The sequence below is a fragment of the Haladaptatus cibarius D43 genome (genome assembly GCF_000710615.1).
In the GTDB taxonomy this organism is placed as follows: domain Archaea; phylum Halobacteriota; class Halobacteria; order Halobacteriales; family Haladaptataceae; genus Haladaptatus; species Haladaptatus cibarius.
The window spans coordinates 1,517,698-1,543,699 of the sequence record NZ_JDTH01000002.1 but is presented as its reverse complement, the minus strand read 5'-3'; the positions used below and the strand labels follow the sequence as shown (position 1 = coordinate 1,543,699).

29 protein-coding genes and 1 pseudogene are annotated in these 26,002 nt (G+C 60.2%); 12 read left to right on the top strand and 18 right to left on the bottom strand.

Annotation, left to right across the window (positions count from 1 at the left end; translation table 11 throughout):
- Positions 1-229: 229 nt before the first annotated feature.
- From HL45_RS13245 to HL45_RS13235, 3 genes are all read right to left on the bottom strand, one after another.
- Positions 230-952, bottom strand: a complete 723-nt coding sequence (locus tag HL45_RS13245; RefSeq protein WP_049971547.1) for a methyltransferase domain-containing protein — start codon at positions 950-952, stop codon at positions 230-232.
- Entirely contained in the window at positions 949-1,341 is a 393-nt protein-coding gene (locus HL45_RS13240) for a nascent polypeptide-associated complex protein (protein WP_049971546.1), read from the bottom strand. Before HL45_RS13240 ends, HL45_RS13245 begins: the two co-directional genes overlap by 4 nt.
- Before the next feature lie 85 nt (positions 1,342-1,426).
- Complete coding sequence (locus HL45_RS13235) at positions 1,427-1,969, bottom strand: PUA domain-containing protein (protein WP_084156925.1); 543 nt, start codon at positions 1,967-1,969, stop codon at positions 1,427-1,429.
- Positions 1,970-2,120: 151 nt separating this feature from the next.
- On the opposite strand from HL45_RS13235, the gene HL45_RS21275 reads away from it, so the two are divergent.
- Positions 2,121-2,297 (top strand): hypothetical protein, encoded by a 177-nt coding sequence (locus HL45_RS21275; RefSeq protein WP_162833880.1) that lies wholly within the window; start codon positions 2,121-2,123, stop codon positions 2,295-2,297.
- On the opposite strand, the gene HL45_RS13230 is transcribed toward HL45_RS21275, so the two are convergent.
- The 3 genes from HL45_RS13230 to HL45_RS13220 are packed head-to-tail and all read right to left on the bottom strand — an operon-like array spanning position 2,294 to position 3,861.
- Entirely contained in the window at positions 2,294-2,791 is a 498-nt protein-coding gene (locus tag HL45_RS13230; RefSeq protein ID WP_049971545.1) for a LabA-like NYN domain-containing protein, read from the bottom strand. The two genes, HL45_RS21275 and HL45_RS13230, sit on opposite strands and share 4 nt — an antisense overlap.
- Positions 2,792-2,840: 49 nt before the next feature.
- Positions 2,841-3,482 carry a metallophosphoesterase family protein gene (locus HL45_RS13225; RefSeq protein ID WP_049971544.1) on the bottom strand — a complete coding sequence of 214 codons (642 nt, stop codon included), beginning with the start codon at positions 3,480-3,482 and terminating at the stop codon, positions 2,841-2,843.
- A 46-nt stretch (positions 3,483-3,528) separates the two neighbouring features.
- Positions 3,529-3,861: a hypothetical protein gene (locus HL45_RS13220; RefSeq protein WP_049971543.1), complete on the bottom strand. Its 333-nt coding sequence runs from the start codon at positions 3,859-3,861 to the stop codon at positions 3,529-3,531.
- Positions 3,862-4,205: 344 nt separating this feature from the next.
- Here HL45_RS13220 and dapA point away from each other — a divergent pair, with 344 nt between their 5' ends.
- From dapA to HL45_RS13190, 6 genes are read left to right on the top strand one after another with little or no spacing between them, the layout of a single operon-like run.
- The gene (dapA, locus tag HL45_RS13215) at positions 4,206-5,096 is read left to right on the top strand and encodes a 4-hydroxy-tetrahydrodipicolinate synthase (protein ID WP_049971542.1); all 891 of its coding nucleotides are present in this window, start codon (positions 4,206-4,208) and stop codon (positions 5,094-5,096) included.
- Positions 5,093-5,905 (top strand): 4-hydroxy-tetrahydrodipicolinate reductase, encoded by an 813-nt coding sequence (gene dapB, locus HL45_RS13210; RefSeq protein ID WP_267879592.1) that lies wholly within the window; start codon positions 5,093-5,095, stop codon positions 5,903-5,905. The genes dapA and dapB overlap by 4 nt, the downstream gene beginning before the upstream one ends.
- Positions 5,902-6,726, top strand: coding sequence for a 2,3,4,5-tetrahydropyridine-2,6-dicarboxylate N-succinyltransferase (locus tag HL45_RS13205; protein ID WP_049971541.1), 825 nt, complete (start codon positions 5,902-5,904; stop codon positions 6,724-6,726). Before dapB ends, HL45_RS13205 begins: the two co-directional genes overlap by 4 nt.
- Positions 6,723-8,000, top strand: coding sequence for a diaminopimelate decarboxylase (gene lysA / locus HL45_RS13200; RefSeq protein WP_049971540.1), 1,278 nt, complete (start codon positions 6,723-6,725; stop codon positions 7,998-8,000). The genes HL45_RS13205 and lysA overlap by 4 nt, the downstream gene beginning before the upstream one ends.
- Entirely contained in the window at positions 7,997-8,833 is an 837-nt protein-coding gene (gene dapF, locus HL45_RS13195; RefSeq protein ID WP_049971539.1) for a diaminopimelate epimerase, read from the top strand. Before lysA ends, dapF begins: the two co-directional genes overlap by 4 nt.
- On the top strand, positions 8,830-9,897 hold the full coding sequence (locus HL45_RS13190; RefSeq protein ID WP_049971538.1) for a M20 family metallopeptidase: 1,068 nt from the start codon (positions 8,830-8,832) through the stop codon (positions 9,895-9,897). The genes dapF and HL45_RS13190 overlap by 4 nt, the downstream gene beginning before the upstream one ends.
- Here the strand turns inward: HL45_RS13190 and HL45_RS13185 are convergent.
- Together HL45_RS13185 and HL45_RS13180 are read right to left on the bottom strand one after the other, a co-directional pair.
- The gene (locus HL45_RS13185; protein WP_049971537.1) at positions 9,866-10,231 is read right to left on the bottom strand and encodes a DUF5518 domain-containing protein; all 366 of its coding nucleotides are present in this window, start codon (positions 10,229-10,231) and stop codon (positions 9,866-9,868) included. The genes HL45_RS13190 and HL45_RS13185 overlap by 32 nt on opposite strands.
- A 45-nt stretch (positions 10,232-10,276) precedes the next feature.
- Entirely contained in the window at positions 10,277-10,489 is a 213-nt protein-coding gene (locus HL45_RS13180) for a zinc ribbon domain-containing protein (RefSeq protein WP_049971536.1), read from the bottom strand.
- 86 nt (positions 10,490-10,575) lie between these two features.
- Between HL45_RS13180 and HL45_RS13175 the strand changes: the two genes are divergently transcribed.
- Positions 10,576-10,935 carry a hypothetical protein gene (locus HL45_RS13175; protein WP_049971535.1) on the top strand — a complete coding sequence of 120 codons (360 nt, stop codon included), beginning with the start codon at positions 10,576-10,578 and terminating at the stop codon, positions 10,933-10,935.
- Positions 10,936-10,959: 24 nt separating this feature from the next.
- Here the strand turns inward: HL45_RS13175 and purB are convergent, their stop codons facing one another.
- A complete protein-coding gene (purB, locus tag HL45_RS13170) occupies positions 10,960-12,336 on the bottom strand; it encodes an adenylosuccinate lyase (protein WP_049971534.1) in 1,377 nt (458 codons plus the stop codon).
- 167 nt (positions 12,337-12,503) lie between these two features.
- Between purB and purH the strand changes: the two genes are divergently transcribed.
- Entirely contained in the window at positions 12,504-14,120 is a 1,617-nt protein-coding gene (purH, locus tag HL45_RS13165; RefSeq protein WP_049971533.1) for a bifunctional phosphoribosylaminoimidazolecarboxamide formyltransferase/IMP cyclohydrolase, read from the top strand.
- 209 nt (positions 14,121-14,329) lie between these two features.
- On the opposite strand, the gene HL45_RS13160 is transcribed toward purH, so the two are convergent.
- The 3 genes and pseudogenes from HL45_RS13160 to HL45_RS13150 all read right to left on the bottom strand — a co-directional run bounded on the left by HL45_RS13160 (position 14,330) and on the right by HL45_RS13150 (position 15,758).
- Positions 14,330-14,515: a hypothetical protein gene (locus HL45_RS13160; RefSeq protein ID WP_049971532.1), complete on the bottom strand. Its 186-nt coding sequence runs from the start codon at positions 14,513-14,515 to the stop codon at positions 14,330-14,332.
- Between the two features lie 133 nt (positions 14,516-14,648).
- Complete coding sequence (locus tag HL45_RS13155; RefSeq protein ID WP_049971531.1) at positions 14,649-14,981, bottom strand: hypothetical protein; 333 nt, start codon at positions 14,979-14,981, stop codon at positions 14,649-14,651.
- A 91-nt stretch (positions 14,982-15,072) separates the two neighbouring features.
- Positions 15,073-15,758: pseudogene (locus tag HL45_RS13150) on the bottom strand (alpha/beta fold hydrolase).
- A gap of 223 nt (positions 15,759-15,981) precedes the next feature.
- Here HL45_RS13150 and HL45_RS13145 point away from each other — a divergent pair.
- Positions 15,982-16,497, top strand: a complete 516-nt coding sequence (locus HL45_RS13145; RefSeq protein WP_049971530.1) for an SHOCT domain-containing protein — start codon at positions 15,982-15,984, stop codon at positions 16,495-16,497.
- 65 nt (positions 16,498-16,562) lie between these two features.
- Entirely contained in the window at positions 16,563-19,007 is a 2,445-nt protein-coding gene (folP, locus tag HL45_RS13140; RefSeq protein WP_049971529.1) for a dihydropteroate synthase, read from the top strand.
- 128 nt (positions 19,008-19,135) lie between these two features.
- Here the strand turns inward: folP and HL45_RS13135 are convergent, their stop codons facing one another.
- The 6 genes from HL45_RS13135 to HL45_RS13110 all read right to left on the bottom strand — a co-directional run bounded on the left by HL45_RS13135 (position 19,136) and on the right by HL45_RS13110 (position 23,601).
- On the bottom strand, positions 19,136-20,089 hold the full coding sequence (locus HL45_RS13135) for a peptidoglycan hydrolase (protein ID WP_049971528.1): 954 nt from the start codon (positions 20,087-20,089) through the stop codon (positions 19,136-19,138).
- Positions 20,090-20,519: 430 nt separating this feature from the next.
- The gene (locus tag HL45_RS13130; protein ID WP_049971527.1) at positions 20,520-21,596 is read right to left on the bottom strand and encodes a glycosyltransferase family 4 protein; all 1,077 of its coding nucleotides are present in this window, start codon (positions 21,594-21,596) and stop codon (positions 20,520-20,522) included.
- Between the two features lie 51 nt (positions 21,597-21,647).
- Positions 21,648-22,247, bottom strand: coding sequence for a DUF7344 domain-containing protein (locus HL45_RS13125; RefSeq protein ID WP_049971526.1), 600 nt, complete (start codon positions 22,245-22,247; stop codon positions 21,648-21,650).
- Positions 22,248-22,536: 289 nt separating this feature from the next.
- The gene (locus HL45_RS13120; RefSeq protein WP_049971525.1) at positions 22,537-22,986 is read right to left on the bottom strand and encodes a hypothetical protein; all 450 of its coding nucleotides are present in this window, start codon (positions 22,984-22,986) and stop codon (positions 22,537-22,539) included.
- Between the two features lie 83 nt (positions 22,987-23,069).
- Positions 23,070-23,285, bottom strand: a complete 216-nt coding sequence (locus tag HL45_RS13115; RefSeq protein WP_049971524.1) for a hypothetical protein — start codon at positions 23,283-23,285, stop codon at positions 23,070-23,072.
- Entirely contained in the window at positions 23,269-23,601 is a 333-nt protein-coding gene (locus HL45_RS13110; RefSeq protein ID WP_049971523.1) for a HalOD1 output domain-containing protein, read from the bottom strand. Before HL45_RS13110 ends, HL45_RS13115 begins: the two co-directional genes overlap by 17 nt.
- 203 nt (positions 23,602-23,804) lie before the next feature.
- On the opposite strand from HL45_RS13110, the gene HL45_RS13105 reads away from it, so the two are divergent.
- Positions 23,805-25,610, top strand: a complete 1,806-nt coding sequence (locus HL45_RS13105; protein WP_049971522.1) for a S9 family peptidase — start codon at positions 23,805-23,807, stop codon at positions 25,608-25,610.
- Positions 25,611-26,002: the final 392 nt, after the last annotated feature.

Genomic DNA, 26,002 nt, shown 5'->3' with positions numbered 1-26,002 from the left:
CTGACGGTCGCTCGTCGGCCCGCTCACTTCGTTCGCGGAGAGTGTGCTGGTCGCAAGTGGATGTGTAGAGTGCTAAGTTGAGTAGTGGTTCTGGTTGCTGTTTCTGGCGGTTGTGAATATCCACGAAACTAATGACTGTGTAGCCTGCAGACTTGGCGGTTGCGTCGCTGCCTATCGCTTACTGCGCTCGCTGGCTGAAAGACCACAAAAGAGAGTCGAAAACGCGGAGTTACACTTTTCGCGCGAACGTCAGATAGCCGGTGTGACCGACACCGGTCGTCGTGGGGCGCGTGCCTCTGTCGTCGAAATCCATCTCGCGCTGGATGGTTTCCATGGTTCGAATGTTGTTCAGATTGGCCTCTCTCGCGGCCATCTCGACATCGCGCGCGCTCTCCACGAACGGGGCGTACACCCCGAGCGACCCGCCGTCTGCGAGCAACTCTGGCGTGTGTGCGACGACATCCGGGGCATCCGGCGTGTCCAGCGTGAGTACGTCGAACTCGCCGAGTTCGTCCACTTCCTCGGTTATATCGCCAGTTCTGACATCGACTCGGTCGGCCACGTCGGCCATCTCGATGTTCTCACGGGCGACCTCCGCGAAGTCGGCTTTGCGCTCGAACGTGACGACGTCCGCGCCGATTCGACCGAGATAGCCCGCGAGAACGCCGGTTCCGGTTCCGGCATCGAGGACGCGGTCGCCCGCAGATACGCCCGTTTCGCCAACCACGAGTCCGATGTCGCGCGGGAGCATCGGCGCGCCGGTTCGGTCGAAATGGTGAAACAGGTCGGGGCCGCGAAGTCTGCGAACCGTAAACTCCTCGTCCAAATGCGTAGACAGGATGTCTCCCGGTTCCACGTCTTCCGGAACGGTGAGGACACCGAGGTCGGTTTGCAGTTCCTCGCCGGGGTCGCGCAGGTATTCCCGGTCGCCGTGCGTGAGCAGTATCGTCACTCCAGTCGCTCGACCGCCGCCGCAAGGTCGCCATCGACCGCTTCGAGCGCCTCACGGGCTTTGTCCTCGCTTGCACCCGTTCGCTGGGCGACGATTTCGACGTCTGCATCCGGAATTGCGCCCGCGGACGAATCTGCATCGCCCGCCTCGACCGCACCGCTTGCGCCGCCGGTCGCTTCGCGCGACTCGGCGTCGCCGACGATTTGATAGGTCTGCTGACCGCGGGCATCCATCCGGGTGACTTCCGGGTCGCTGAAGACGAGTTCCTCGCCGTCAGCGGTGCGGATGACCACTTCTTCGGCATCGACGTCGTCTACGTCGATACCCATTTGCTTCATCATCTGTTGCATCTTTCGTGGGTTGAGTCCGCCACCGCCTCCTCCAAACATACCTGAATCGTCGGAACGGAGGGCAAAAAACGTGACGCAAACGCGGCGGGATATCGACCGTTTTCTTCGGGCGACCTCGCCGAACTTACTTGCCCGCGCTGTCCCGCACTTTGACCGCCATTCCGGTCGTGAAATCGAGGATGGCGTCCGCGTCGAGTTCGGCGCGGCCGACCGCGAGTAGGTCGCCGTTTTTGTGGGTCACGAGCACTTCGTCGCCAGCGCGAATGTCGCCGTCAGCCTCGTCCACGAATTTGGCGAAGACGTTCTTGCCGTCGCGGACGAACGGTTCGCTTTCGTCACCGACGACGACCCTGCCCGCCGGGGAGTCGAGGGTGTCTGCGAGTCGAGCGCCGCCCGCGAGTCCGAGCGTAAATCGACCGTCGGTCGCGTAGGTGACCAGTCTGGTTCCGTCCGCGTGAACTTGCTGTGGGCGTCCGGAGGACGACCGGCGGATTTCTAGCTCCTCGTCCCGCGGGAACAGGGCGGAGCCAGCACCGGCCCCGAACTGATACTCTGCCGTGGTGCGGAGCGACGGCAGGTCGTCTGCCTCCGTACTCTCGTTTTCGTCCGCAGGTTCGGTGGCTGCTGTTCGCTCTATTTCCACGCTCTCGGGGTCGGTTTCGGTCATTGACCCGGCTTTGTCGTGGCGGAGTGAAAGCCCTTCGACATCCCACCGGTCGCATCCAATGTCATGTTATAGCATAACATTGTTATTTGGAACCATGGCTCAGTCTATCGATTTGAGAGTGATTTATTAGGAATGAGTCCGAAAGACACGTATGAACTCGAAAGAACTACTGGGAATCGCGCTTCTCATCATCGGAAGCGTTGTGATTTTCACCATTACGTCGATGGCGGGGTCGCTCGTCGGCAATATCTTCGCCGGTGTCGCCACGGTCGCGCTCGCGGCGGGCGCGCTGATGTACGGAACGGCAGAAGACGGTCGCCCGGTTTAAAGCAGAAACGTATCAGTTCGTTCGCTCAAATCGACGAACGTGTCGGCGGCGTCGATGAGTTCTTCCGCGGATGATTCTTGGAACCCCATCACTTCCACGCGCACCCCTTCATGGCGAAGGTGTGTCGCAAGTCGAGCGAAATCCCCGTCTCCGGTGCAGAGGACGACGGTGTCTACTTTCGGTGCGAGGGTAATCGCGTCGAGACAGATGCCGACGTCCCAGTCGGCCTTCTTCGACCCGTCCCCGAACGTCTTTATCGCCTTTATTTTCGTCTCGAATCCGATGTCGGTGAGGGCATCGAAAAAGCGGTCTTCGTCGGGGCTGTCGGCCTGAATAACGTAGGCGATTGCGCGTGTCAAATCGCGTTCCTGCGTCGCCTTCGAGAGGAGAGATGAGTAGTCGATGTTCCGGCTGTAAACACTTTGCGCCGTATGGTAGAGGTTTTGCGCGTCGGCCAACACCGTGACGCGCTGGGCCGGATGAATCTCAGTCATACTTTGGTGTGATAACTACTCGCATAAAGAGGTTCCTGCTTTGCCCCCATCAGCTTTCTGGGGTTTCGTGCCACGTCAGCGAGAGGGTGTCGGGGTCGAGTATGTAATATCGCTCCCACGTCGGTGCCACGCTGATGACACGGGTACCGTTTATCGTTGTCTCCGTGTGCTGGTGATGGTGGCCGATGAGACAGAGTTCCGGGTCAAGTACGGAAAGCAAATCGTCGATGTACGGACAGCCGACTTCGTACTCCTCGGATACGGGCAGTCCGTGCGGTGCTTCGTGTGTCATCAGCACGTCCACCGATTCCAGCGTCATCGCGCGCTCTATGTCTTCGTGCGTGAAATGTCGTCTTCGCTCACCGACGAGGTTCGCGCGTGGTCGGTCGTACTGCGTCGGCGCGTAATTTCCCGACAGTCCGGCGATTCGAAGCCCATTCAGTTCGACCATGCTGCTGGCCAGCAGGGTGGCGTTCCGCACGTCCGAGTTGGAAACCAGTCCGTTCCGGAGTGCAGAAATCGTATCGAAGTCCTCGTTGTTGCCCGCGATGAACCACGTCGGTTTCGGCAAGTCGTAGTACATCAAGTCGCCGAGTTGCAGAGTGACGTCTTGGTTCGCTTCGCGGTAGGCCGCAAAGAGCGCGCGCCGTTTTTCCGCGGTGGCGGCGTGAGCATCTCCGAGGACGAGCATCGACCGTGATTTTTTCCGGAGACATGATAATACCGCCGGATTCAGTTCACCCGAAGAGAACGAGTGCGACGGCGGCGAACCCCAGCACCCCGATGCCATAAAAGAGGACTTTGATGTCGCCGTCCATCGCTTTCGTCTGCGTGTCGGCCGGGTCAACGATGGTACTCGAAATTCCCATCGAATCGGCGTTGGTCATCGCGGTACCCATTCTGACGGTTCCAGTTCCGCCGAGCGCAAACAGCAGTGCCACCAATCCGAGTCCGAACAGACAGAGGAGAACCATTCCGGACTGAGTTATGATGTAGGTAAGGGCCACTGTCAAACCAGCGTAGACGAGCGTGTATCGAACACCACACCGTCCGACGAGGTTCCAATTCATATCTCGAGTATCGATTACATCGTAGATAAATATATCCTCAAGTCGAAACGAATCACGGACTGCCGTTGCCAGCAGGGACGAAGCGACGGGAGCAACGGGAACGACAGCCCCAGTGACAGCGACACAATCTGCCTGCGGCGTAAGGCATAAGTTCCCACGGAAATAGCCCTGTTGTATATGCCATGTGCAGTCGCTCACTCCCTGTTCGCGTTTGGGACAAGCGACGGCACAGTCGGAAAACGCAAAAAACGCGCGAACTGAACGGTTCTCGGCGGGACTGGCACACCCGTCGTTTGCCATCTTCGTTTTGCACCGCGCGACCACCGATTTCCGACTCAAAACCAATGACGAACACACCATTCCGCGGGGTCTACCCCGCGATGACTACGCCCTTCGCGGGCGACCACGACCGCATCGATTACGACCAACTCCGTAGCGACGCCCAACGTCTCGAACGTGCTGGCGTCCACGGCCTCGTTCCCGTCGGTTCGACCGGCGAGAGCGCGACCCTGACCCACGACGAACACGCGGAAGTCGTGGAGGAAGTGGTAGAGGCCGTCGATATTCCGGTTATCGCCGGAACCGGAAGCAACGCCACACACGAAGCACTGGAACTGTCCCGGCGGGCTGAAGAGGCCGGGGCCGACGCACTCCTTCTCATCTCGCCGTACTACAACAAGCCCGAACCGGCGGGGATGGAGCGCCACTTCCGAACCATCGCCGACGAGGTGGATCTGCCACAAATCGTCTACAACGTTCCGTCTCGGACGGGCCGAAACATCGACGTAGAGACGACGGTTTCGCTGGCGGAACACGAGAATATTTCGGGCTACAAGGCCGCGAGCGGCGACTTGGGACAGATCGGCGAAATCATCGAGCGAACCCTGAACGAAGAGTTTTCCGTATTATCGGGCGACGACGCGCTGACGCTTCCGATGCTGTCGCTCGGCGCGACTGGAACCATCAGCGTGTCGGCGAACGTCGAACCCGAGCGCACCTGCGAGTTGGTCGAATCGGCGCTTGATGGCGGTTATGACCGCGCACAGGAACTCCAGCACGAACTCGGCCCGCTGTTCCGCGGCCTGTTTTCCGAAACGAATCCGATTCCGGTGAAGACGGCGATGGAAATCAGAGAGTACGGTCCGGGCGAACTGCGTCCACCCCTCTCGGCCCTTTCCGAGGAAAACCGCGAGGAACTCACCGGGATTCTCGATAGGTTGGAGGGGTCTGCGTGACGCGCGTTTCGGACGCCGAAACGCGCGTCCTCGTCTCCGGCGCGACCGGGAGAATGGGACGCCGCGTCATCGGGGAGGCGGCCGCCCGCGACGACGTCCGCGTCGTCGCGGGCGTGAGCCGTGACCTGTCGGTGGAAATCGACGGAACCCCCGTCGAACCGGCCGAGGAGTTCAGGTTCGTACTCGCCGAGTACGAACCCGACGTGCTGGTTGACTTTTCGGTTCCGGAAGCCAGTCGGGAGTTCGTCACCGACTGCGCCGAGGCGGACGTCGCCTGCGTCGTGGGAACGACCGGATTTTCGGGAATCGAATCTACGGAAGACGAGTTCGCGGAGGGCGGCCTCGCCGCCCTCCGCGAAGCGAGCGAACAGGTGCCCGTCCTGCGCGCGAGCAACTTCTCGCGGGGGATTCAGGCGTTGCTTCGCGCAGTCGAAGGCGCAGTCCGCGATTTGCCCGGATACGACGTGGAAGTCACGGAATCCCATCACCGACACAAGCGCGATGCTCCCAGCGGAACCGCGAACTCGATTCTCGACCGAATCGAATCCGCAGGGGAGTTCGATAGACGAGTGCATGGCCGCGAAGGAGATTCTCTGCGCGAACCCGGTGAACTCGGCGTCCATTCGCGACGTGCAGGTGGAATCAGGGGCGAGCACGAAATCCTGCTGGCGAACGCCCACGAGGAACTGCGATTGACCCATCGGGCAGGAAGCAGGGCGGTGTTCGCCGACGGAGCACTCGACGCGGCGGTGTGGCTTGCCGGACGAGGTGCAGGACAATACGATTTCAGCGAGGTAGTAGCAGAATGAGAAACGACATAGAAGAGCTGTGGCGGCGATACGAATCGGACGAATTGGACGCGGAAAACGCCGGAGAGGACGAGTACGAAATTCTCGAAATGTTCCTCGACGCGCTGGAGGCGGGCGACATTCGCGCCGCCGAAAAGCACGACGGCGCGTGGGAAGCGAACGAATGGGTGAAGCAGGGCATTCTGCTGAACTTCGGTCTTCGAAATACGGAGGGCCGAGAGTACGGCGGCGTGACCTACTACGACGTGCTTCCGCTGCAGGAAACCAACGACCTGCCGGAGCGCGGAACCCGCAACACGCCCGACGGAACCGTCCTCCGGCGGGGGGCGCACATCGGGTCGAACGGCATCATGATGAGTCCGAGTTTCGTCAACATCGGCGCGTCCGTCGGCGACGGGACGCTGGTCGATTCCTGCAACACGGTTGGCTCCTGCGCACAAATCGGCGCGAACGTGAAGTTGGGCGCGAACACCCTCATCGGCGGCGTCCTCGAACCGGTCGAAAGCACCCCCGTCATTGTGGAGGACGACGTGACCCTCGGCGCTGGCTGTCGCGTCACCTCCGGATTCGTCGTCGGCGGGGGAAGCATCGTCGGCGAGAACACGCTTCTCACGCCGCGAATCCCCGTCTACGACCTCGTGGACGAAGAAATTCTATACGGTCATCTGCCCGCGAACCGGCGTGCTTTCACCCGGTTCGTGGAGTCCGGAATCGGCGACCACGACCTCTTCGACGGCGGGGCGTTCAAGCCCGCCGTCGTCGCCCTCGACGTGGAAAACGATACGTTAGAACAAGTTGAACGCGAGGAGGCCCTGCGATGAGCGAGACGAGCGCGTCGAGCGAATCAAGCGACGAAGCGAACGACCCCGACAATCCCGGTGTACGGCGACTCGCAGATTGGTCGGGAGCGCGCCTCGAATCGCTCGCGGAGGAGCACGGAACACCGCTGTACGTCACCGACCTCGGACGTGTGCGCGAAAACTACCGACGATTTTCCGCGGCGTTCCCGAACGCGGACGTTCACTACGCTGCGAAGGCGAACACCTCGCGGGCGGTTCTCGAAACGCTGGAAACCGAGGGGTCGAGCGTCGAATGTGCCTCCGCCGGGGAAACCGAGCGCGCGTTCATGGCCGGATTCGAGGGCGAGCGCGTCCACTACACGGCAGTCAACCCACCCGCTGAAGACCTCGACAGGGCGGTCGAACTCGCCGACGAAAATCCCGGCCTGACGATTACGGTCGGTGCACAGGACACCATCGACCGACTCGCAGAACGTGGCTACGACGGACGGCTCTGTCTGCGGGTCAACCCCGGCGTCGGTGCCGGACACCACGAGAAGGTGCGAACCGGTGCGGACGCGAAGTTCGGCGTGCCATACGAGCGCGCCGCGGAACTGCTCGAATCCGCCGCGGACGATTTCGATGTCGTGGGAATCCACGCCCACGCGGGAAGCGGGATTTCCGGCGACGACCTGAGCAACCACCGCGAACTCGTCTCGCGGATGGGAGAACTGGCGCGAAGTCTCGATATCTCCCTCGAATTCGTGGATGTCGGCGGCGGTTTCGGCGTCCCGTACCATCCCGACGAATCGCCGCTCGACCTCGATTCGGTCGCGGAGGCGACTCGGGATGCACTCGGCGACATCGACGCAACGCTCGTCGTGGAACCGGGTCGGTATCTCGTTGCCGATGCTGGCGTCCTCCTCACGCGAATCAACACGGTCAAGGAAACGCCCGAAACCACCGTTCTCGGCGTCGATGCCGGGATGACGACGCTCGCCCGACCTGCACTGTACGACGCGTATCACCACGTCCGAAATCTTTCAGGAGATGGCGATTCGGTCGAGACGACCATCGCCGGGCCGATTTGCGAGAGTTCGGACACCTTCGGCGAGCATCAAATTTCCACCCCCGAACGCGGGAATCTGCTGGCAATCGGCAACGCCGGTGCTTACGGCTACGAAATGGCCAGTCAGTACAATTCGCGTCCGCGGCCCGCGGTCGTCGTGGTCGATGGCGACCGCACTGCGGTCGCGCATCAACGCGAAGCGCTGGCCGACGTAACCGCGACTGAGCAGGAGGTGAACTGGCAATGAACGTCTCGTTCGAGAAGTTCCACGGAACCGGCAACGATTTCGTCATCGTGGACGCGAGCGTCTGTGTTCCCGATCGTGCAGGCTTCGCGCGCGAAGCCTGCGACCGGGCCGACGGAATCGGTGCAGACGGCGTCCTCTTCCTCGCCCTCGAACCGGATTACCGTCCGCCGAGGGTTATCATGACGCTCGTTCAACCCGACGGAAGCACGGCGGAGATGTGCGGCAACGGCGCGCGCTGTGCCGCGATGTGGGCCGCGGAACGGGCGGACGCCGACGAAGTCATGATAGATACTCTCGCCGGAACCCGATACGCGAGGATTCACGACGAGGGTGCAACCATCGAGATGGGCGCGCCGGACTTCTCGCCGAGTGGCGTTCCGCTCGCGCAGGACGAACCGATCGTACAGGAAGAAATCGGCGGCTACGAAGTGACGGCCGTAAACACGGGCGTCCCCCACGCAGTCGTCTTCGTGGATGACGTAGATGCGGTCGATATCGAGCAGGACGCGCCGCCGATTCGCAACCACGAACTGTTCCCGGAGGGTGCGAACGTCACCTTCGCATCGCCCCGCGAAGGCGGATTCGACCAGCGAACGTTCGAGCGCGGCGTCGAGGGCGAAACCCAATCCTGCGGAACCGGCGCGGTCGCAATCGGGGCGGTTGCTCGGCGACTCGGGATGACCGATGAGGAACTGATTTCGGTGTCGCCGCCCGGCGGTACCCTCGAAGTCGCGCTCGGCGAACGATACGCCACGCTGTCCGGCCCGGTCGAAACCGAGTTCGAGGGACGGGTTCGAATCTCCACAGCGGGCCGACTCGACTTGGAAGCATGAGCGAGTTCGACCCAATCGTGTTTCTGGAACGCGCAGTACAGACCTCGTCGCACGAATCCGTCTCCGAGATGCGTGCCCTGCTCGTTGGGACGCTCGAATCGGCAGGCGTGGAGGCGACCGTAGACGACGCCGGAAACGTTCTCGCGGAGCGAGTTGGGCCGGAAGACGGCCCCCGCGTCGTGTTGAACACGCACATCGACACGGTTCCGCCGCACGTCCCGTTTTCGCGAGAGGGTGACCGAATCTGTGGACGTGGCTCCTGTGACGCGAAAGGGCCACTCGCGGCGTTTCTCGCGGCCTTCCTCGCCGTGGAACCCGACCGCGGACAACTAACGTTTGCAATCACGCCGGACGAGGAAACCGACTCCGCGGGTGCGGCGGCACTTTCCATCGACGCGGATGCCGTCATCGTCGGCGAACCGACCGGCCTCGACGTGTGCAACGCCGGGAGAGGGAGATTCCAAGGCAGGGTGACGCTTCACGGCGAAAACGCCCACGCCGCCCACCCCGAGGCGGGTGTCAATGCTATTTCGGGTCTGTCACCCATCCTTTCGGCTCTTTCGACGTTCGACACGCGCGACCCGCATCCGGAACTCGGGTCGCCGACGCTCACCCCGACGACGATAGAAGGTGGAACCGCGACCAACCAGATTCCCGCGCAATCTTCGTTCGTCATCGACCGGCGGAGCGTTCCCCCGGAAGGTGCGGATGCGTTTCGAGCGTCACTCGAAACGCATCTGCGAGATTCTGCGCCCAAGGGAATCGAGGTTGACGTTTCGCTCGCCGAGCGTGATACGCCGTTTTTGGAAGCGTTCTCCACGCCCGGGGATTCCGAACTCGTGGAAACGCTACAGAAAGCGAGCGGCGGCGAGGTGCGACCGTTCGGCGCGGCAACCGAAGCGTCCTATTTTGCGCAAATCGCGCCAACGGTTGTGTTTGGACCGGGAGTCCTCTCCGACGAAGAGGGTGCAGTCGCCCACGGCCCGCGAGAGTACGTGAACGAAAACGAGGTGACGGCGGCGGGAGACGCCGTCACTGAGACGTTACGTCGATTCCTCGATTAGTATTGGTCGTGTACACGGCGAGGAAACCGCCAAGCGCGCTCAGTCCGGCCGTGTAGATGAGCGACAGCACGCCAAACAGCAAGAGGAATACGACGGATCCGCCTGCCGCGTTCCCGAAGAAGAGGATGCTCATGACGAAGAAGCTGAATAGAGCCATCGGAATCGTTGCGATGACGCCGGAAATCGCCCCGATTCGGACGCCGGAATCGGTGTCAGCCTCGCTCAGGTAGGCCGCGACGGCACCGCCGAGAATCGGCGAAAACGGAATGAAGGAGGTGACGAGGGTTACGACTGCGCCGATAAGTGCGTTGACGAATGTGTTGTCTGTGTTCATGATGTATTTATTGGTGTTTCGAGGGGATAACGTTTCTCGGGACTTCTATCCGAAGAACACGTCAACGACGTCGCTTCCCCGATTCCCGACGTCCTTGTACAGTTCGGAGTAGCCGCAGTTCTCGCAGGAGACGACGGTGAACTTCTTCGTCTGAATGTCGAACATCTTGCTCAATCCGCCGCCAGTGGTCGAAATCGAATCCGTGGAGGCTTGGGTATGACTGCATTTCGGACATCCAGAGGAGTCATCAGGGTTCATGATGCGCCCCTGTGTGACGCAGTGGTAAATACTTCGTGTTCGACATGTGGGCGGAATTTATTACGACTCGCTTCGAACTGGGGGATATGAGTTCCTCCTATTCACGCAAACAGTCCGCTCCGCTCGGCATCAAAATCCTCTGCATGCTCGGCGCGATTTCGGGGATTCTCGGCATCTTCGGCGGTTTGGGAACGCTGTTTTCGTCCCCAGTCGGCATCGTCGTCGGCACCCTCGCTATCGGTTTCTCGCTCGCCAAACTCGTCGTCGTTTGGGGACTCTGGACGCTTCAGTCGTGGGCGTGGATGCTCACCATCGTCGTGTACGGAATCGGCCTCCTCTTCGACGTTCTGAGCCTGCTGGCCGGAAATATCTTCGCTATCGTCAGCATCATCGTCGGTGGTCTCCTGTTGGCCTACGTCTACAGCAAGCACGACTACTACGAATAAAAGGAAAGCGCGGATTGTATCCTTTCAGCAATCGTCCACGAGTTCGCCAGCGATGCCTGTATAGCCTGCTGGCGTCAGTGCGTGCAGTTCCTCGCGCACGGATTCGTCCACGTCTAACTCATCGAAGAGGTCGCGGAAATCGGCCAACGTGACGCGTTTTCCGCGGGTCAGGGCTTTGACGCGCTCGTAGGCGTCCTCGTGGCCCTCCCGGCGCAGAATCGTCTGTACCGCCTCGCCGATGATTTCCGGCGTCGATTCAAGATCTTCGCGCATGACCTCCTCGTTGGGCACGACTTTGCCGAGGCCGTCCTGCGCTTTCGTGTAGCCGAGGTGGCAGTAGGCAAATGCGGCCCCGATGTTTCGCTTGACGGTCGAATCGGAGAGGTCACGCTGGAGGCGCGAGGTGGTGATGTAGTCACCCAAGAACGTCAAATCCGAGTTGGCCTTCGAGAGGTTGCCTTCGCTGTTCTCGAAGTCGATTGGGTTGACCTTGTGCGGCATGGTCGAACTGCCGGTTTCGCCCTCGGTTGCGACCTGTCCGAGATACCGGTCGCTGACGTAGAGCCACGCGTCGCGGTCTAAATCCAGTAGGACGTTGTTCGCCCCGCGTAGCGCGTCGAACAGTTCCGCGAGGTCGTCGCAGGGGTTGACCTGCGTGGCGAGCGCGGTGTGTTCGAGTCCGAGATTCGCCACGAACTCGCGGGAAAATTCGCGCCATTCCACGTCGGGATAGGCGGCGACGTGCGCGGCGTAGGTGCCGCTGGCCCCCGCGAGTTTGCCCGAAACCGAGTCGGTTGCCTCCTCGATTCGTCCCATCGCCCGACCGAGACGGGCCGCGTAGACGGCCATCTCCTTACCGAACGTGGTGGGGGTCGCGGGTTGGCCGTGGGTTCGGGCGAGCATCGGGACGTCCCGATGCTCGCGGGCCATCTCCGCGAGTTCGTCGCGGACGGTGGCGAGTTCCGGGAGGAGAACGTTCTCAACTGCGGGTTTGATCAGCAGTCGGTGGGCGAGGTTGTTCACGTCCTCGCTCGTCAGCGCGAAGTGAATCCACGAGGAGAGGTCCGACAACTCGTCGGGAAGCGAGAGACGGACGAAATACTCCACGGCCTTCACGTCGTGCCTCGTCGCGGAGTATCCGGCGTATCCCTCGGTTTCGAGCGCTTTGACGATTTCTGCATCTTCCTCGTCAAATTCCTCGTACAGATTTCGGAGGAAATTGCGGTCGTCGGCCGCGATTTCGAACGGGGTCACGTCGAGGTCGGCCAGGGCGATGAGATATTCGACTTCGACTTGCACGCGGCCACGCATGAGCGCGGCCTCGCTCGCGTACTCGCGGAGCGGTGCGGTTCGTCCGGCGTATCGCCCGTCCAGCGGCGAGACGGCGTACAGGGAATCCATACCTGTGCCTGCCGGGGCGTTCGGCAAAAGCGTGTCGGTACGGTGACGCACAGACGTGCATACAACAGGTAGTAATCGTGCTTTCTATGCTGAAAATATTCATGAACTCGTATACATCTCGGCAATAGACCGCAACTACTTTGCCGACGCCGGTCGGTCTTCTCACCATGACACAAATTGCGGGTATGGCCGGGAACCGTGGTCGAAACCTGATGCACATCGCCGACCTCGCACCGGGCGGGACGGAACTGGCGGTCGTCCTGACGAACAGTGCGGACACGCCGGTTTTAGCGGAAGCCGAAAAGCGCGGTATCCCGACAGAGGTCGTCGAACTGGATGACGACGAATCCCGCGAAGCACACGAAAAAAGAGTGCTCGACGCGCTCTCTTCCTACGAGTTCGACCTCGTCTGTCTCGACGGCTACATGCGAATTTTGACCGGCGAGTTTTTGGACGAAACGCCGACGACGCTGAACGTTCATCCATCCTTGCTTCCCTCCTTCCCCGGTATGGACGCGTGGGGCGATGCACTCGACGCGGGCGTGAGTCTCACCGGATGCACGGTTCACGTCGTCACGGAGGCGGCAGACGAGGAGGGCAAAGTAGACCCGAAAAAGGTCGATAACGGCCCAATCGTCACACAGGAACCGATTCCCATCTACGAGGGAGATACGAAGGAGTCGCTGAAAGAGCGCGTTCTCTATCAGGGCGAGTTCAAAGCCTATCCCCGCGCAGTGCGCTGGTTTGTGGACGGACAGGCAGAAGTCGATTTCGACGCGAACGCAGTTCACGTCGAAGGCGACGAGGACGACGCCCTTCCGGCCCGGAAAGTGGACACCGCAGACCGCGCCGCCGACTTGCGATACGGCGAAAATCCGCATCAGGACGCCGCGCTGTACGCCGACACGACCTGCGGGGAGGCCAACGTCGTTCACGCAGATCAGTTGAACGAGGGCGCGAAGGCGCTTTCGTACAACAACTACAACGACGCCGACGGCGCGCTGAACCTGATAAAGGAGTTCGACCGCCCCGCCTGTGCGGTCATCAAACACACCAATCCCGCAGGTTGTGCGACTGCTGATTCACTCGCGGAAGCCTACGACCGCGCACTTCGAACCGACGCGAAAAGCGCGTTCGGCGGCATCGTCGCCCTCAACCGAGAATGCGACGACGAAACGGCGATACAAATCGTGGACTCGTTCAAGGAAGTCGTCGTCGCACCGGGCTACACCGACGACGCGCTGGAAACGCTCCGCGAGAAGAAAAATCTGCGAATCCTCGAAGTCGGCGACCTCGGCGAGGTTACCGAAACCCACACCGAAAAAGACCTCGTGGGTGGCCGACTCGTGCAGGAGCGCGACATGCAGGCCCCGTCCCGCGACGACCTCGAAATCGTCACCGACCGCGAGCCGACCGATGAACAACTCGATTCCATGCTCTTTGCGTGGCAGACCATCAAACACGTCAAATCCAACGCTATTCTGTTCGCCAAAGGAACCGAAACCGTCGGCGTCGGCGCGGGACAAGTCAGTCGCGTGGATGCGGTCGAGATTGCGAAGATGAAGGCCGAGCGCGATGCGGAGGGCAAGGACGCCGAGGGTGCGGTGATGGCGAGTGACGCATTCTTCCCATTCCCGGACGCTATCGAGGAGGCCGCAGCGGCCGGAATTGAGGCCGTCATCCAACCCGGCGGCTCGGTGAACGACGACGATGTAATTGAGGCCGCGAACGAACACGAGATGGCGATGGTGTTTACGGGGAGTCGGTGTTTCCGCCACGACTGAACGATAGTGAAGAAGTGGTGGAAGCTCGTCAGAGCTTGCTCTGACGGTGTTTTCGGCACGATTGAGCGAAGTGAAATCGTGTCGAAAGCCAGCTAGACGCAGCGCCCGAAGGGTGACCGTCTCGTGTGTTTCCGCCACGGTTGAGAAGTATCAAATGCAGAGTGACGCGAACGCACATCTGACAACCTCTCCGATTCCCGCGTGACCCACTATCGCTCCGGAACCCAAAACTTCCGTATCCACACCGCCCGACCGATGACCAGAATGAGAAAAAGGCCAAGTGCGATTTCGTTCACGAAACCAAGGGCGTAGGCGACCAACAGCGTGACTGCAAAAATGTAGTATGCGAGTGAGAGATAATGTTTCTGGGTTGGGGAGAGTTCGTCTACGTTCATGCTGTTGCTTTCGGCATTTGATTCAATATAATGTATTCGTTAGGCTATATGTGGGTAATTATGTGGTCATCTGTACTGTCTGTTTAAACTGCCGAGGATTCACCGTAAAAATCGGCACTGTTCGAAAACTCAATTAACCGTCGAGACCGTCGTTCGGGAAACACTCGCCGAGGTCGTGAATCATGTCGATGGTTTCGGCCTTCGTCTCGTCGTCCAAGTCGTCCAGCGTTTTGATTTCGTCCAACGCGTCCTGAAGCAGTGGGAGACTCAGTCGCTGGTCTAAGTGGGCGACAGGTAGGTGGAGGTCTTCGAACGACTCCGGCGGGATTTCGGATGTCGAGAGGAGGAAGTAGTCGTCAATGTCCGCCATGTCGTCCATCGGGAAATCCTCCTCGCTGTAGGGCGTATCTGGCGATTCCTTCGTCGCGCCGCGAATCGAGGGAACGTGTAGCGTGTACTCCGGCATTACGTCCCAATCGTCGGCCGAAGTGTGGTTAATCTTTGTTGCCGATTGAAAGGAATGAGCAGTTCGACACGACGGATTTTCGTCCGCTCCGCTACAATCCCTTCACGAACTCCCCAATCGCGCGATTGAACTCGTCCGGTTGTTCCAACGTGGGAACGTGGCCGCTCTCCTCGAACAGTTCGAACTCGGTGTTCGGAATGCGGTCTGCCACGTCCTCCACGGCGGCGACGGTTCGCCATTTCTCGTCCGCGCCAGCGCAGACGAGTGTCGGAACGTCGATGTCAGGAAGGTCGTTCCGGTAGTCGCGCATCGCGTAATCGAACAGAATCGCGCTCTTTTCCGACGGGGGTGAGCGCGACACTTCGTCGAAAACCAACCGCCGAACGTCTTCCGACGGCGGTTCCTTGAACGTCTGCTGAACGAGGCCATCGACGAGGGCCAAGTGGTCGGTTTGCACCAGTTCGAGCGTCTCGGTCAGTCCGTTGAGGTCGGTATTGCCGTGTTCGAAACCGTCCCACTGAAACGGCGAGGCGGACATATCAACGACGACGAGGCCGCGAATCTCGCCGGTTCCGAACTGGTCTGCGTACTCCCACGCGACCAGCGCGCCATCGACCACCCGACGAGAACCACGTCGTCCAGATTTCGCTTGTCGAGGAACACCCGCAAATCGCGGGCGTACTGCGGAACTGTGTGTCCCGTCTCGGTTTTCTCCGACCGACCGTGGCCCCGGTAGTCGAGCGCAATCGTCCGGAAGTCGTCCGAAAGGTCGGCCATCTACGGCATGAAAAATCGAATTCCAGTCGTGATCCCCGGAAGGAAAACGATTGTCGTTCCCTCACTCTGTTCTTCGAAATAGAGCGTTGCTCCGTTGCACTGTTCGTCGAGCATCGAACTCTTCTCAACTCGCACGGGCAAAGCTATCGCGGCCAAGCAACTTTGCGTGGAATCGGTCACGCGGAGAATGGCTTAAAGTACGACCCCGACCAACATCCGAACGATGGGACTGCTCGGAGATTCCAAGGTCAAGACCCTGCTTGCCGGGTTTATCCTCTCGTTAGTCTTACTCGTCGGTATTGCCGCGCTCGGACTGTTAGCCGCGCTGTCGGCGCTCGGCAATCCGGAGTACGCTAACACGCCCCTGCTCATCATTTTTCTCGACTCCGCCGCGCTGTACATCGTGGCGTTTCTGCTCGACGCGCTGTTTGCGGGACTGCTGTTCGTCGGGTTGGTCGTCGCCGCAGTCCGAAACGCGTCCATGCCGCGAAACGACCAACTCGCGGGACTCGTCCGACGGGCGGAGCGACTGCATCCACACGCCAGTTCGCTCGGCCTGTCGGAACGCGTCGAACCGACGACGCAAGACCGGATGGACGAGTTGAAAGAACAGTACGTGGCGGGAGAAATCGGCGAAGCCGAGTTCGAGCGCCGGATGAAACGGCTCGTGGACGACGACGTGGGCGACGAGGAAGTAAGACGAGAGCGCAGGCGAACCGAACGCGAGTACGAGTACTGAAAGACAGCAATCGCTGGTTTTCCGACTTCGACAATCTAAAGCGGACTGCTTCTGTCGTCTCAGCTATGGACTACCACGAGGCGGCGAACTTTCTTTTCGACCTGCGGCGATTCCGTCCCAAACCGGGGACGGACTCCACCGCGGACCTTCTCGCACACCTCGGCGACCCCCACGACGGCGTGCAGTTCGTGCAGGTAGCTGGGTCGAACGGCAAGGGAAGCACGGCCCGAATGACGGAGCAGGTGCTCCGCGAATCGGGCCTCACTGTCGGGCTGTACACGTCGCCACATTTCGACGACGTTCGCGAGCGAATCACGGTTGACGGCCGGAAAATAACGAAAGCCGCGATGGGCGAGTTCGTGGAAGACGCACACGAGTACATCACCGACCGGGCAGTGGACGGCGAATCGCCGACGTTTTTCGAGACGATGACCGCGATGGCGCTCTGGTATTTCGGCCGCGAAGCGGTCGATGTCGCCATCCTGGAAGTCGGTATCGGCGGGCGCTACGACGCGACGAGCGTCGTCTCCCCGATTGCTTCGGCGGTGACGAGCGTGACGCTCGAACACACCGGCATCATCGGCGAAACGGTCGAGGAAATCGCCACCGACAAGGCACACGTCGCGCCCGACGACGCTCTGCTGGTCACCGGTGCAACCGGGGACGCTCTCGACGCGATTCGGGAGCAGGCGGGCGATGTCGTCTTGGTCGGCGAAACATCCGATGCAGATGTGCAGACCACTTACAACGGGCGGACGAACCACACCGAGGCCGCGATTTCGCTGTCCGGGCCGGATTGGGAGGTCGAAACGTCGATACCACTGCTCGGGGAGTATCAGGCCCAAAACGCCGGAATCGCGGCGGTGCTGGCCCGTCAGGTCGCCGACGTGAGCGAAGACGAACTCGCAAACGGCCTCCGGAAAGGATTCTGGCCGGGTCGGTTCGAAGTGATGGGAACCGACCCACTGGTCGTCCTCGACGGAGCACACAACCCCGGTGCCTGCGAAGCACTCGCGGAAACCATCTCGGAGTTCGACTACGACGAGTTCCACCTCGTCTTCGGCGCGATGCACGACAAGGACATTCAGTCGATGGCCGAGGGACTGCCGACGCCCGACCGCGCCGTCGCCTGCCATCCGAACATCGACCGTGCGGAGGACGAAGAAGTGCTCGCACGCGCGTTCGAAAAACGCGGTGCGAGCGAAGTCGCGCGAGTGAGTTCGGTCGAGAGCGCGTTGGAAAACGCGCTCGATGCGGCAGGGAAAGATGATTTGGTTCTCGTCACGGGATCGCTGTTCGCGGTGGCGGAAGCACGAACCCGCTGGACTCGGGCCGAAATTCCGAAACGAATCGGGAATCTGGAAGAGGCACGAGAAGCGCTTGCAGGAACTCACGTCACGGAACCCGGAGTCTGGAGAATGCGAGGAAAAGCAGTTCATCGCGTGCTGAAAACGCGCGTGCAGGTTCGACAAGCCCAGTACCTAAAAGAGGAGATGTTGAGTCTCGGCGGCGAATGCGCCCAATCCGGCCTGAACGACCGCGACGATGAGAACATCGACGTGCTGTTGATGGGTACCTTGGCGCAGTTCAAACGACTCGCCGACAAACTAGACGGACAACCCTACGGCCTGTCGGTGTTCGCCGACGAACTCCGTGACACGCTGGGAATCCAACGAGCGGAGAGCGAACACGGCTACCCGTGGGAGGGAAGAACTGCGGTGATGGGCATCCTCAACGTTACGCCGGACAGTTTCCACGACGGCGGGCAGTACGAGGCACACGAGGACGCAATCGAGCGCGCGAAAGAGATGGTCGAATCGGGTGCCGACATCATTGACGTGGGCGGCGAAAGCACCAGACCGGGAGCCGACGAAATCTCGAACGAGGAGGAAATCGAGCGAATCGCCCCGGTCATCGAGGAAATCAGCGATTTGGACGCGATGATTTCGGTGGACACGCGAAAGGCCGAAGTCGCCCGCGCCGCCCTCGACGCTGGCGCGGACATCGTAAACGACGTGTCCGGATTAGCCGACCCGGAAATGCGGTTCGTCGCGGCGGAGTACGACGCGCCCCTCGTGGTGATACACAGCTTAGATGCGCCCGTGGTTCCGGAGCACGTCGTTGAGTACGACGACGTGGTCGAGGACGTTATCGCGGAACTGGAAGAACGCGTCCTGCTCGCGGAAAAGGCCGGACTCGACCGGAACAAAATCATCGTCGACCCCGGACTCGGCTTCGGCAAACGCGCCGCGGAAAACTTCGAACTGCTCGGGCGAACTGGCGAGTTCCACGGCCTCGACTGTCCCGTCCTCATCGGCCATTCACACAAATCCATGTTCGGCCACATCGGAAGCGAGGCAGGCGAGCGCGGCCCGGCGACGGTTGCCGGAACGACCATCGCCGCGGAGCGCGGGGCCGACATCGTCCGCGTTCACGACGTGGAGGCGAACGTCGCCGCAGTTCGCGCCGTCGAGGCCGTAGAAGCGCCGAAAACGCTGGATGAATCGTAGGGACGACTCGTAGCAATTCGACCCGTGGATTTGCGCGAGACGGATTTAGATTGCAAAAAACAGCAGTTCACTCCAAAAAGCAAGAGTCGAACCGCTCGCAAGACCTCGTCGTAAACTGCTGATTTCGGTTAGTTGCCGATGTCAACGAGCGCCTGCCACGTGTTCGGGCCAGCCATGCCGTCAACGGTGAGTCCGGCGCTTGACTGGAAGCTCTCAATGGCTCCCTCGGTTTCGGGGCCGTAGTAGCCGTCCACGGAGATGTTGTAGCCTTCGTCGTAGTTCAGTTGGTGCTGCACGGCGTAGGTCGGCCAGTACGGGTCGTCGCTCGAACTCGTGACGTAGACGACGAGGTTACTCCACGTGTTCGGGCCGACGACGCCGTCAACCGTGAGTCCCTGTGCGGACTGGAAGTTCTGCACCGTACTTTCGGTTTCCGGGCCGTAGCTCCCGTCGTGCGCGAGGTTGTAACCGTGGTGTTCGAGCAGGAACTGAATCGAGTAGACGGCTTCACCGTTGTCGCCGCGCGAGTACACCGGCCAACTGTAGCCGCCGCTTCCGCCGTCGCCGAGGCCGGGGTAGTCTTCCGGAATCGGATTGCTCGTGTCCACCCAGTCGCCGGGACTTCCGGGGACGTAAACGTAGCTTCCGTTCCGTTTGATGTCGAAGTGAAGGTGCGGTTCGTAGCCGCCACTGCCGCCGAGGTCGGCGATGTGCTCGCCGCGACTGACGTAGTCACCGACATCCACTCTGAGGTCGGACTGACAGTGCGCATATCGCGTCCGATAGCCGCCTTCGTGTTCGATGTTCACTCGATAGCCGTATCCGCCGTTGTAACCCGATGCCGTGACCGTTCCGGACTGAGCCGCGTAAATCGGCTGGCCGGTTTCCCAGTCGATGTCCACGCCGCGGTGGGTTCGCGTTCCACCGTCTCGGTCGTCGTAATATCCGGATGTGACTTGACCCGTGGTTGGCCAGTAGAAATCATCCGACGCCGCGGTGGCGGTTGCGGAGAGTGCTGGAATCGTGAGTGCAGTCGCTCCGACGGTTCGAAGGAAATTTCGCCGTGTGTTTTTGTTAGCCATTTTTGAACGCAACTTATTGGACGAATTGGTTGTTAAAAAGTTTTTCTAATACTGATAAATAGTTGCAATATAGCAAAAATAATTGAAATAATATAATCAAAACAGCCGACGTAGAAGTATCGTTTCTGTAATTCACAGCATCTCAAACTGCTCCAGAACATCGGTAGAACCACACGCGTCGAAGTTGCAGAGACGCTGTTTGGGTAGCTCCGAGAATCTTCGTTTGAATCCCTCCAAGAGGACGAACGACACTCGAATCGGTCGAACGTCCCATGTTCAACACAAAAACTGATTTTGTTAGGGTTTATAAATCACCGTATCGCCGGTCAGAACCATCACTTCCAAATCGGTTACAATATACGACGCGCTATCACTCCGATAGTCGATATCCTCGCGCTTTCGGTTCCGGTGCCGACATCACGAAAATCTGTCAGAAAAATCCGAACGAATCCTGCACATCCCGGTAGCAATCGAGATACTGCTCCAACACGGGTCGGTGGTCGTATTTTTCGAACGCGTCGTTTTCCGTCATCTCGGGCAAGGTTGCGGCCTCCCGCAGTGCGTCGGTGAGTTCCTGTTCGCTCGTCGTTCTGAACGTGCGTTCCTCCCGTTCGACCAGTTCGTGCGCGCTCGATTCGACGTGATACTCCACGACGCCGGCACATCCGCAGGCAAGCGCGCGAAGGAGGTCTGTCGGGAAGGCTTCCTTTCTAGCCGTCTGGACGTAGACGCTCGCGCCGCGGAATACGGGAATCCGTTTTTCCGCCGGTTGCGCTCCGGTAAATTCGACGCGGTCGTCGATTCTGAGGTCTGCGGTTTGTCGTTCGTACTGCCCACGAGCGGGGCCGTCGCCAATGACCACCGCGTGCCAGCCCTTGTCCCGTAGTTCGGCCAGCGCGAGCAGGAGGCTTTCCAGATTTGCGTCCTCGTCGAGTCGCCGCGAGTAGACGATGTCTGCGCCATCGACCACCTGCGCCTCGCGGATGGCGTCCATGCCGATGCTGTTCGGGACGACGCGCACGTCGTCGCCACTTGCACCGAGTTCCCGGACGCGCGTTTTGACCGTCTCGGATGGAGTGATAACCTCATCCGGCGCGCGCGCGGCCATTCGAAGTGATTTCGACGCGGTTCCCGTCCCGGCGGGCGGCGCTTCGTACCAGTCCACGACGAGTGGCGCGCGCGCAAATTTGCTCGCCGTTTTCGCGGCTAAAACGTGCTTTGGAACCGCTGTTGCGTGAATCACGTCCGGTTTCGCGCGTCGGAGCGCACTGGGAAGCGAGAGTGCAAATCGACGCGACGGTGTCTCTCCGGGCGGTTCGGTCGTCACGGCGTAGTACGTCACGTTCTCCTGTTCGAACGACTCGTGGTCACCGTCCCACCACTGGGCGCAGAAAATAGTGATTTCGTGACCGCGGCTAGCGAGGAGTTCCGCAGTGCGACGAAGCCGACGGGTTGCACCCGTTTCCTCGTGTTGGGCCGTCACTTCGGCGACGAACGCGACTCGCATACCTGCGGCCACGAAACGAGAAAGTAAAAGTCTTCTTTCATTGAAACCCGCTCACTGGAACCAACGACTGTCGTCGAACTCCAACGCGAGGTCGGGCGTCGCACCCTGAAATCGCCGCTGCCAGACGTGTCGGTCGTAAAAATGACCGATGGCGGTCATTCCGAACAGAAACAGCACGAACGCCGCGAGTTGAAACCCGGAAAACGAGATGAAACCGACCCAGCCGAAGATGACCAACACCGTACTGATTCCCGAGAGGGACATGTACAGTTTGTGCCACGGAATTGTCGTCTGCGAATCGGTCGCCAGATACAGTTCGAAATTCTGTGCACCCTCGGTAAACGATACTCGCTTGGAGTTACGGTCGTAGGTAACGATTCCGATGGCTTCTAGCTTCGGGAGATGGGTTTGATACAGCGCGCTGTACACCGATTTTCTCTGTTCCGGTGACACCATCTCCACGTCGATGTTGTTCTCCCACGCCGCGATTTGTTCCGCGAGTTCCCCCAGTTCGACCGGTTTTCGCTCCCGATTGAGATAGTACAGCACGTACCGCCGACGAAGATTTTTTACTGCGTCGTACACCTCCTGCTCTGAGAACGCGGCCGACCGTGTCCGGTCGGCGCGCTCTCGGGTTCGTGTCGTAGTCATACCTCCCCCGTAGTACTCTGCACACGCCAACGAGCCGCATAAATCAGCGACTCCGTTCAGTTCGTATCCCGTGATGTCCGTTTCACGTGAACGATTCCGTACCGAGCAAATCGTGAATTACATCCTCGTCGTGAGGACACGACGATGACGCGATAGGGTGGCGCGCGCTGGCGATTCAACCACCGATTACCAGCTCCATCGTTCGAAAAAACGTCGGCGTTATCGTGTCGATTCCACCGTTCATACCCGTCGAAATCAGTCGCTCGCGGTCTTCGGGATGGAATTTGTGTCAACCAGAGCGATTCGCGTCGTCGGAACCGATGCGCTCCTCACAGGCGGTCGTAGCGGGATGCTGACGACTCAAAACCGGAGTGGCCCGCTCGTCGTCGTACACGGTAACGTAGGCGACTGCCGTTCCAGTTTCACCCTGATTTGGTGGCGTAACGAGCGTCGTGTCGTTGACCGGGCCGTACTCGAAGTACGATGTCGCAACGCCGTCCGGGGCGTACCACGTCGTTCCGACGGCGACACGCTCCGCCGACCCGTTGATTCGGACGGCGGAACAGTTGACGAACTCGACGTGGAGGTCGGTCGCCGCGGTGTCGGCGGTTGCAGTTCTCGAATCCCCGTTGACGCTGTTCGTGTCGGTTTGTGCGCCGGTACCGACGCCGCTTTCGGCGACGAGCAAGCAGACGAAGGCAACCACGATTACTCGCCGCGTGTCTGTTGTGACCTGCATGGCGACTGGCCGTCACACGCAGGGGTTTTTGTTATGTGCCGTATATGGCCCGGTAATGGAACGATAGAATACGAATGCTGTCGTTACCGCTTCTCGGCGTCTCCGCCGCGCTTCTGTAAACGAGTGATTTCGACCATCACGTCCGGAACGTCCTCCTCTTGTCCACGGAACGTCCACGAGCGGTCGAACCCGATTCCGTTTTGCGCACTGACTTCGACCAGTTCCCCTAACTGCTGTTCGAACTCGTCCAACGAGAGCAGTTCCACGTCACGAGTCACTTGGCTAGCACCCGGAGCCATCGGGAGAGTACCTCTGTCCCTCGTCGTACACTTGTACCGTCCCCGTGGTGTCGATTCGAACCGTACAGTCGTAGAACGGGAACTGTACCTGCCCGATACCGGGATCGTCTTCGATGCTGAACGATGAGAAGAGGACTTCGAGCGCGTCGCAATCTATCGTCTCCTGCAGGGGTGGCATCTCCTCGATAGGTGTGTCAGTTACCTGAGAAACTGCCTTGCTGACGGTGACGACGATACTATCAGTTTCGTCCTCGTCGAACGAAAACTGATGTATCAAATCCGTGTTATTGCCTGCGTCCGTAGATGTCGCCTCCATATTATATCACTTATCGTATATCAAATCAAGCTACCGATTCTACAAAACCTGTGCCTTTGTATCTCCATTCTTTAAGTATAGTGAGGGGTAAAGTATTAGACTAGTTCGGCTAGTGGCATTTCCCGCCAACCGATGGTAACACCGCCCCGCGATAGCTACCGCTTGCCAAACTACTTTGTCACCCGTATCGAAACGAAGTATCAATGACGACGTATGATTTCGAGCGGTATCTGAACGTCCGAAGCGCACATACTGCATCCTTCGGCCCAGATGGCGAACGACTGAGCTTTCTGCTGAACACGACGGGCGTTCCGCAAGTGTGGCGGCTGGACGAACCGGAAACGTGGCCCGAACAGCTCACGTTTTACGACGAACCAATTTCGTTCGCCTCGTGGTCGCCGGAACGCGACGAACTCATCTTCGGCATGGACGACGGCGGAAACGAGCGCGAACAGTTGTTTCGCCTCGGCGGAACCGGCGAAACCATCACTCCACTCACGGATATGCCGGAGGCGAAACATCGCTGGGGTGGGTGGAACTCCGACGGGTCGCAGTTCGCGTTCACGTCGAACCGGCGTGAAAACGCCGTTTTCGACGTGTACGTGCAAGACCGAGATGCGGTCGGCGAGGACGCCGAACTGGTGTACGAAGGCGACGGCTGGCTTTCCCTCGCTGGGTGGAGTCCCGACGACGACCGGTTGGTGGTCGTCGAAGCCCACTCCTCGTTCGACCAAGACCTGCACGTCCTCGACATCGAATCCGGCGAGCTCGAACACGTAACGCCGCACGAAGGACACGTTCGCTATCGCAGCAGCAACTGGGGGCCGAACGGCGACGCGCTCTACCTCGTCACGGACGAGGGGAGCGACACGATGTATCTCGCGCGCCTCGACCTCGGTTCGGCCGAACTCGAAGTCGTGGAGGAAGGCGGCGACTGGAACGTGGATGGCGTCGCCCTCGACGAGGATTCCGGCCGACTCGTCTACTCGCGCAACGAGGACGGTTACACCGAACTCACGGTCGGCAGGCTGACCGACGAGACGACCATCCGCGAGTTCCCGACGCCGAACCTTCCCCGTGGAGTCGCAGGCGGCGTGAGTTTCGACCCCGATGCGGCGCGGTTCACCCTCACCGTCACGGAGAGCACGGATAACACGAACGTCTACGTCGTGGAAACAGAGACGGGCGAGGCCGAACGCTGGACGGAAGCGTCCGCCGGCGGAATCCCGCCGGAGACGTTCGTCCCACCCAAACTCGTCCGTTTCGAGAGCTTCGATGGCAGAACGATTCCGGCTTTCTTCTCGGTTCCCGAGGCTGCGGAAGTCGGCGACACCCCGGTTATCGTGGACATCCACGGCGGGCCGGAGTCCCAGCGACGGCCCTCCTTCAGTCCGACAAAGCAGTACTTCCTGAATCGCGGCTACGCCTACCTCGAACCGAACGTCCGCGGGTCGTCGGGCTACGGCAAGGAGTACACCCATCTGGACGACGTGGAAAAGCGGATGGATTCCGTCGCGGACATCAAAGCCGGAGTCGAGTGGTTGCACGACCAGCGCGTCGTTGACCCCGACCGAATCGTCGCCATGGGCGGTTCCTACGGCGGGTTCATGGTGCTCGCCGCGCTGACCGAATATCCCGACCTCTGGGCCGCCGGGGTGGACATCGTCGGCATCGCCAACTTCGTCACGTTCCTCGAAAACACGGGCGACTGGCGGCGCGAACTCCGCGAGGCGGAGTACGGGTCGCTTGCCGACGACCGGGAGTTTTTGGAATCCATCAGTCCCATCAACAACATTCGGAACATCGAGGCGCCGTTGTTGGTGCTTCACGGCGCGAACGACCCGCGCGTGCCGGTGGGCGAGGCCGAACAAATCGCGGAGGAAGCGAAGGAACAGGGCATCCCGGTCGAGAAGCTGATTTTCCCCGACGAAGGCCACGGTTTCTCGAAACTGGACAATCGAATCGAGGCGTACACGAAGACTGCCGAGTTTTTGGAAAAGTACGTGTAGCGCAGTGATTTCGGTTCCAGACAACAGACGCGATGAAACGAACAGAATGGTGTTCGGAGCGGAGTCAAGTCTGTCGATTCGAATTTGTCGTCAGCAAGTCACGACTCCACTGAAACCGCCCCGCACCCGGCCACACCCTCCCCAGCCGACTCCCTCACTTCGTTCAGTCGTCCCTCGCGCGGGCGCACCGGAGGTGCGCCTCCACGCGCCATGTGGAAATTCATATTTCAAAAGTTTTCACAAACCACGGTGGCGCGTGCTGGTACAGGCCTGAGGAGCTCACCTCCGAAGGCCTGTAGTGATAGCGCGCGAGGTCTTCGTGAGCGACAGAGGAGCGAGCGAATGGCTTGTCAGAACTTGCTCTGACAGTGGATGACCAGAACGAGCGCAGC